The sequence below is a fragment of the Acidobacteriota bacterium genome (assembly GCA_039028635.1).
Taxonomy (GTDB): domain Bacteria; phylum Acidobacteriota; class Thermoanaerobaculia; order Multivoradales; family JBCCEF01; genus JBCCEF01.
In genome coordinates, this window is record JBCCHV010000048.1 from 22,932 (window position 1) to 29,764 (window position 6,833).

The 6,833-nt window shown below is 69.5% G+C and carries 2 protein-coding genes; one reads left to right on the forward strand and one right to left on the reverse strand.

Going from position 1 to position 6,833, the window contains the following annotated elements; genetic code table 11:
- Positions 1-46: 46 nt before the first annotated feature.
- Positions 47-1,489, reverse strand: a complete 1,443-nt coding sequence (locus tag AAF604_17900; GenBank protein ID MEM7051546.1) for a hypothetical protein — start codon at positions 1,487-1,489, stop codon at positions 47-49.
- A gap of 301 nt (positions 1,490-1,790) precedes the next feature.
- Between AAF604_17900 and AAF604_17905 the strand changes: the two genes are divergently transcribed.
- Complete coding sequence (locus AAF604_17905) at positions 1,791-6,809, forward strand: amino acid adenylation domain-containing protein (GenBank protein MEM7051547.1); 5,019 nt, start codon at positions 1,791-1,793, stop codon at positions 6,807-6,809.
- Positions 6,810-6,833: the final 24 nt, after the last annotated feature.

A 6,833-nucleotide genomic window follows, 5' to 3' on the forward strand; every position in this document is an offset into this window, starting at 1 on the left:
GTCGATGGTCGAGAGCGGAGTCGGTGGAAGCATCGGGTCTCGCTGCTTACTGGGTGCGCCTCGGTCGGCGCGACCGGTGAACCAGGAACGGCACGCCCACTTGGGCGCCGCCGCTGAGATTGAGGATGCCGTTGGTGTCGCGGCGCGCCGCCAGGCGGGCGAAGAGGCCGCCGAACTCGTCGCCGAACGCGAAGGCTCCCCACACGATGTCGTGGGGCTCGATGCCTCGTCCGGGACGGAGGAGCGGGTACGGCTGAGGCTCGAGGTACTCCTGGACCATCCAGGAACCCTCGCCGAGGGCGTGGTCGATGGCCCGCTGCCAGTCCTGCGACGAGGTCTTCGGGCCGATCACCACGGCCGTGCCGCCGAGGGCGTCGCCGGCCTTGAGAACGAGCGCTTCGCGTTCTTGGCGCAGGAGCTCGGGCATCGCCAGGGTGCGGCCCCGGAAGGTCACCGGGCCGGCTTCGATGCGGCGGCTCCACGGGACGAAGTCGGCGATCAGTCGGCGCTCCTCGGGCGAGAAACGGTCGCTTTCGCCATGCTGCGACAGCAGGCCGAGATTGCGCTTGTCGCCCAGGATCATGCTCACCGGACAGGAGTAGAGGTCGATCGAGCCGGCCTTGAAGGCGCGGAACATCTGGCGGCTGGTGTCGCGATCGCTCTGTTCGATGATGCCGTGGAGGCGTTGGCCGTGGGCCTGGACCCGGCGGCGCCGGAATTCGAGGTCGTTGTCGCTCAGCAAGTGGAGAACGGTGTCGCCAGCGGCGGCTTCCTCGGCGAGGATGCGGCGATAGAGCTCGAGGTTGTGGCCGAGGGCCGAGTTCATGCTCTGATCATCGGCGGTGACGATCGCCAGGTGGTAGGGACCCGCGTCCGGGACGACCTGGCGATGGGCGAGGGCGTGGCGGAACATCGCCCGCAGGGTGGAGGGATGATCGAGGGCGAATCCGCGATCGCGGGCGAAGTCCGCAAAGGGCGGGAAATCGCGGTAGAGATCGGCGAAGGGGGCGTACTGCATGCCGCCGAGGTTGCCGAAGTTGAGCTCGATGCAGCGCCAGCCGTGAGCCGTCGCGATGAAGTCGCCGCGCACGAAGAGGGCGTCGACTCCGGTGGGTGGCGTGACCAGCAGGCGGGCCAAGAGGTCACTCTCGAGGCCGTAGAAGCGGCGTAGCTGGTCGGGATCATTGTCGAAGAAGCGCGCCGGTAGCTGGCGGTGCAGGGCCGCCAGGCCGGTGACCGCCCGGGCCAGCGCTGCAGCCTCCGGCTGGTCGACGAAGATCGGCCAGGGGTGGAGGCCGTAGCCGTCCTCGGCATCATCGACCAGGCGCGGGAAGATCTGGCGAGCTTGCTGGGTGAGGGGCTCGAAGGTCGCTAGATCGAGGAGCTCGGGGTGGGCCGCGGCGTAGTCGCAGAAGAAATCGCCGGGCGATGGGCCCTCCGTGTCCCGGCTGATCACTGCGCCGTCACTTTGCCGATTGAGGGCATCCATTGTGGTGGGTTCTCCGTATTTACCCGCAGATACGGACGCCTTGCGGTACTGGACGGGAGCTACCCCCGTAGCGTAGGACCTGGCAAGGGAGAAGTGTCTGCAGTAATTGAAGTAAACATTTTAATATTGAGCTGAGCAATATATTTTACTCAATACACACAACATGTGCGTGTTAATATATAGACTAGTGGCGATTAGTCAAAGTGATCGACGGACCTGAGCGCCACCGATCGTCCCAACCGAACTCACCGAGATTCCGGCCTCGCCCGCGTCGGGCGCGGTCGATGAGAGGGATCCGCTGATGCCAACGCCGACCGCGACCTCCGATTCGGGGGCTACCCAGCTCCTTCTGCATAGCAAGTTCTTCGCCCAGGCCGAGACCCGGCCGTCCGCCCCGGCCCTCACCGTCGGTGAGACCACCTTGACCTACGCCGATCTCGCCCAGCGTGCCTCCCGGGTTGCCGGTCTTCTGTCGGCAGCCGGAGTGGGACCCGAAGATCGCGTCGCCCTGTTCACGGAGCGCAGTGTCGAGATGGTGGTGGGCCTGCTCGGGATCCTGCGGTCTGGCGGCACCTATGTGCCGATGGATCCGGCCTACCCGGCGGATCGCCTGGCCTTCATGCTGGCCGATTCCGGGGCCGGCGTCGCGCTGGTCGAAGCGGCGACGAGGCAGCGACTGCCGACCGCCTTCCAGGGGGCGGTGATCGAACTCGGCGGGCTCGAGGTCGCCGGCGATGGCGTTCTCCCGGAGCCGCCGACGGCGCAGAGTCTCGCCTACTTGATCTACACCTCCGGCTCCACCGGAGTGCCCAAGGGGGTGGCCATCGAGCATCGCCAGGCGGCTGCGATGGTCGCCTGGGCCCAGAGTCTGTTTTCGCCGGAAGAGCTCGCCAGCGTGCTGGCGGCGACTTCCGTCTGCTTCGATTTGTCGGTCTTCGAGCTGCTGGTGACCCTGTCGAGCGGTGGCGAGGTAGTGCTGGCGGACGACGCCCTCGCCCTGCCGCGCCTGCCGGCGGCGTCGCGCGTCACCCTGGTCAACACGGTGCCTTCGGCGATGGCCGAGCTGATGCGGGCGCGGGCGCTGCCGGCGGCGGTGAAGACCGTCAACCTCGCTGGGGAGCCGCTGCCGCGCCCCCTCGCCGACGACATCTACGGCCAAGGGAGTGTCGAAAAGCTCTACAACCTCTACGGTCCCTCCGAGGACACGACCTACTCCACCTGGGCCTTGATCGATCGCGGCGCCGGCAAGCCGCCGATCGGTCGGCCGGTGGCCGGCACCCAGGCCTTCGTGGTCGGTCCCGATCTGCGGCTGGTGCCGGATGGCGACGAGGGGGAGCTCTGCCTCGCCGGTGCCGGCGTGGCGCGGGGCTACTTTCGCCGGCCGGCCCTCACCGCCGAGCGCTTCCTGCCCTGCCCGGTGGTCGGCGCCGGCGAGCGCTGGTACCGCACCGGCGATCTGGTACGCCGCCGAGAGGACGGCGAGCTCGAGTTCCTCGGCCGCCTCGATCACCAGGTCAAGATTCGGGGCTTTCGCATCGAGCTGGGGGAGATCGAGAGCCGGTTGCTGAGCCACCCCCAGGTGCGCGACGCGGTGGTGACGGCGCGGTCCGCCCCTTCCGGCGAGCGCGATCTGGTGGCCTACTGGGTGGCCGAGGGCGTCGATGGCAGCCCGACCCGGGAGCATCTCGACGGCCTGCGCGACCACCTCGCCGCGACTCTGCCGGCCTACATGGTGCCGACCACCTTCGTCGCCCTCGACGAGCTGCCGCGCACCCCCAACGGCAAGGTCGATCGCCAGGCGCTGCCGGCGCCGAGCCGTCGCCGGCCGCCGACCCGCGCCGCTTTCGTGGCGCCGCGCAACGACCTCGAAGGGCGGATTGCGGCCCTGTGGTGCGATCTCCTCGATCTCGACGAGGTCGGCGTCGACGATGACCTCTTCGAGCTCGGCGGCCATTCGCTGCTGGCGACCCGCATGGTGTCGCGTCTGCGTGAGCAGTTCGGGCGCGAGATTCCCCTCGAGCTGGTCTTCGCCCAGCCGACGGTGGCGGATCTGGCGAAGGAGATCAGTGATGGCCCCGAGCGGCGGCCGGTGGAGTCGATCGCGCCGGTGCCGCGGGGCGGTGACCTGCCGCCGTCCGCCGCCCAGGAGCGCATCTGGTTTCTGCAACAGCTCGAGCCGGACAGCCTGGCCTACTACTTCCAGGGCACCATTCGTCTGCGCGGCGCCCTCGACGTGCCGGCCCTCGAGGCCGCAATTTCCGAGATCGTGCGGCGCCACGAGATCTTCCGCACCACTTTCCCGACGGTCGACGGCGAGCCGGTGCAGCGGGTACATCCGGCGGTGCCGATCACGCTGCCGGTGATCGACCTCGCGGCCGAGGCGGACCCCGAGGCGGCGCTGGCGGAACGCATCTGGGAGCGCACCCAGCAGCACATGGACCTGGCGCGTCTGCCGCTGATCGACTGGCTGCTCTACCGCCTGAGCGACGACGATCACCTGCTGCTGCAGGTCGAGCATCACCTGCTGCACGACGGCTGGTCCTTCAATGTCCTGCTCGGTGAGCTGGCGGAGGTCTATCGCGCCAGCCTCGCCGGCGAGGAGCCGTTGCTGCCGGAGCTGGCGATCCAGTTCGGCGACTTCGCCGCCTGGCAGAAGGACTGGGGGGCGAGCGCCCACGCCCGCCAGCAGCTCGACTACTGGCGTGACCGTCTGGGGGATTCGCCGCCGGTCCTCGACCTGCCGTCGGATCGGCCGCGGCCGGCACGTCAGAGCTTCCGCGGTTCGGCCGAGCGCATTCGCCTCGGAGCGGAGCTCGCCGAGCAGGTGCGGGAGGTCGGGCGGCGCCACGGCGTGACCCTCTTTCAGACCCTGTTCGCGGCCTACGTCACCTTGCTGCACCGCTACTCCGGCCAGCCCGAGATCAACATCGGCTGCGGCATCGCCAACCGCCGCCTCCGGGATACAGAGCGCCTCATCGGCATGGTGATCAACACCGTGGTGCTGCGCGCCGACCTCGCCGGGGATCCCAGTTTCTCCGAGTTCCTGGAGCGTGTCCGGGAGACCACCCGCGAGGCCTACGCCCACCAGGATCTGCCCTTCGAGCGCATCGTCGAGGCGCTACGGCCGAGCCGTAGCCTGAGCCGCAATCCCTTCTTCCAGACCGCCTTCAGCTTCCACGACGCGCCGCTCTCGGGCTTCGACCTGCCGGGCATCGAGTGCGAAGTGACGCCGGCGATCTCGAATGGCTCGGCGAAGTTCGACCTCAACATCATCACCATTCCCTGGCGCGAGCAGCGCCTGGGCAGCGGCCGCGGCGACGAGGTGCGCGATATCGAGATGATCTGGGAGTACTCGTCGGACATGTTCGAGCGTTCGACGGTGCAGCGCATCGTGTCCCATTTCAAGGCGCTCCTCGCCGGCCTGGCGGAGAACGCCGACCGACCCCTGTCGGCCTTTCCCCTGCTTTCCGAGGGTGAGCGCGAGCAGCTGTCGGCGTGGAACCGCACCGCCACCGACTTTCCCCGGCAGGCGACCCTGGCCGATCTCTTCGAGGCCCAGGCGGCGGCGACGCCGGAGGCTCTGGCGGTGGTCGACGGGGACCGCGAGCTCACCTATGGCGAGCTCGACCGGCAAGCCAATGGTCTCGCCTGGCGACTGCGCGAGGCGGGTATCGAAGGCGAAGCGCCGGTGGCCTTTTGCCTCGAGCGTGGTGCTGCCGCGGTGACCACCATGCTCGCCATCCTCAAGGCCGGTGGCTGTTACGTGCCCCTCGACACCGACTATCCCGAGGAGCGGCTGCGCTGGATGCTGGCGGACTCCGGGGCGACGGTGCTGGTGGGGGCCGGTGAGACCGCCCGCGGCCTGGTGGGGAGCGGCGTCGAGCTGATCGACTTCGAGCACGAGGTGCCGAGGGCGCGCGCCGACGGCCCGCCGCGCCGCGGCTTCCCGGAAGCCCTCGCCTACATGGTCTACACCTCCGGGTCGACCGGCACACCCAAGGGCGTCGCGATTCCGCAGCAGGCGGTGGTCCGCCTGGTGCGCGACACCGACTATGTGACGCTCGGTGCCGCGGACCGCATCGCCCAGGTCTCCAACCTGTCCTTCGACGCCGCCACCTTCGAGGTCTGGGGGGCGCTGCTCAACGGTGCCCGGCTGGTGATCGTTTCGCGTGGCGACTCGCTGTCGCCGGCGGACCTGATGGCGCGCTTTGCCGCCACCGGCGTCAACACCGCTTTCCTGACCACCGCCCTCTTCCACCAGATCGCCTATCACGATCCGGCCGCCTTCCGCGGCCTGGACCAGGTGCTCTTCGGCGGCGAGACCTGTGACCCGGAGCGGGTTCGGGCGGTGCTCGCGGCCGGTCCGCCGCGGCGCTTGCTGCACGTCTACGGACCCACCGAGGTCACCACCTTCACTACCTGGCAGGAGGTCGGCGAGGTGGCTGCCGAGGCGGCGACGGTGCCGATCGGGCAAGCCCTCGCCAACACCACGGTCCACGTCCTCGACGAGCTGATGAGCCCCTTGCCGGTCGGCGCCCTGGGGGAGCTCTACGCCGGCGGCGAAGGCCTCGCCCGCGGCTATCACCGACGCCCGGCGCTGACCGCCGAGCGTTTCCGGCCGAACCCCGTCGGCGAAGCCGGCAGCCGCCTCTACCGCACCGGCGACCGGGTCCGGCGTCTGGCCGATGGTGCCATCGACTTCCTGGGGCGCAGCGACGGCCAGGTCAAGATCCGCGGCTTTCGCATCGAGGTGGGGGAGGTCGAGGCCGCCCTCGCCCGGCTGCCGGGCGTGCGCGAAGCGGTGGTCATGGCGCGTTCCGACGCTGGCGATCTGCGCCTGGTGGCCTACTGGGTGCCCGAGGTCACGGCCGCCGACGCAGAGCTGCCGGCGGTGACCGCCGCCGACCTGCGCGCCGCCCTCTCGACGCGCCTGCCGGACTACATGATGCCGGCCGCCTTCGTCACCCTCGAGGCCCTGCCCTGGAACGCCAACGGCAAGGTCGATCGCGACGCCCTGCCGGCGCCCGACGCGGCGGCCCTGGCGAGCGCCGACTACCTGGCGCCGCGGGACGAGGTCGAGGAGCTCCTGGCCGACGTCTGGAGCGGTTTGATCGGCGTCGACCGGGTGGGCGTGCGCGACAACTTCTTCGAAATCGGCGGGCATTCCCTGCACGCCACCCGACACATGCACCGACTTCAGGACCTACTGGGGATCGACCTGCCGATCCGCGCCCTCTACGAAGCGCCGACGGTGGAGCAGATGGCGCGGCGCGTGGAGGCCGGCCTGGCGGCCGCCTTCGGAGTGGGCGACGCATCTTGAGAGACGACCGTTCACGGATCGTTG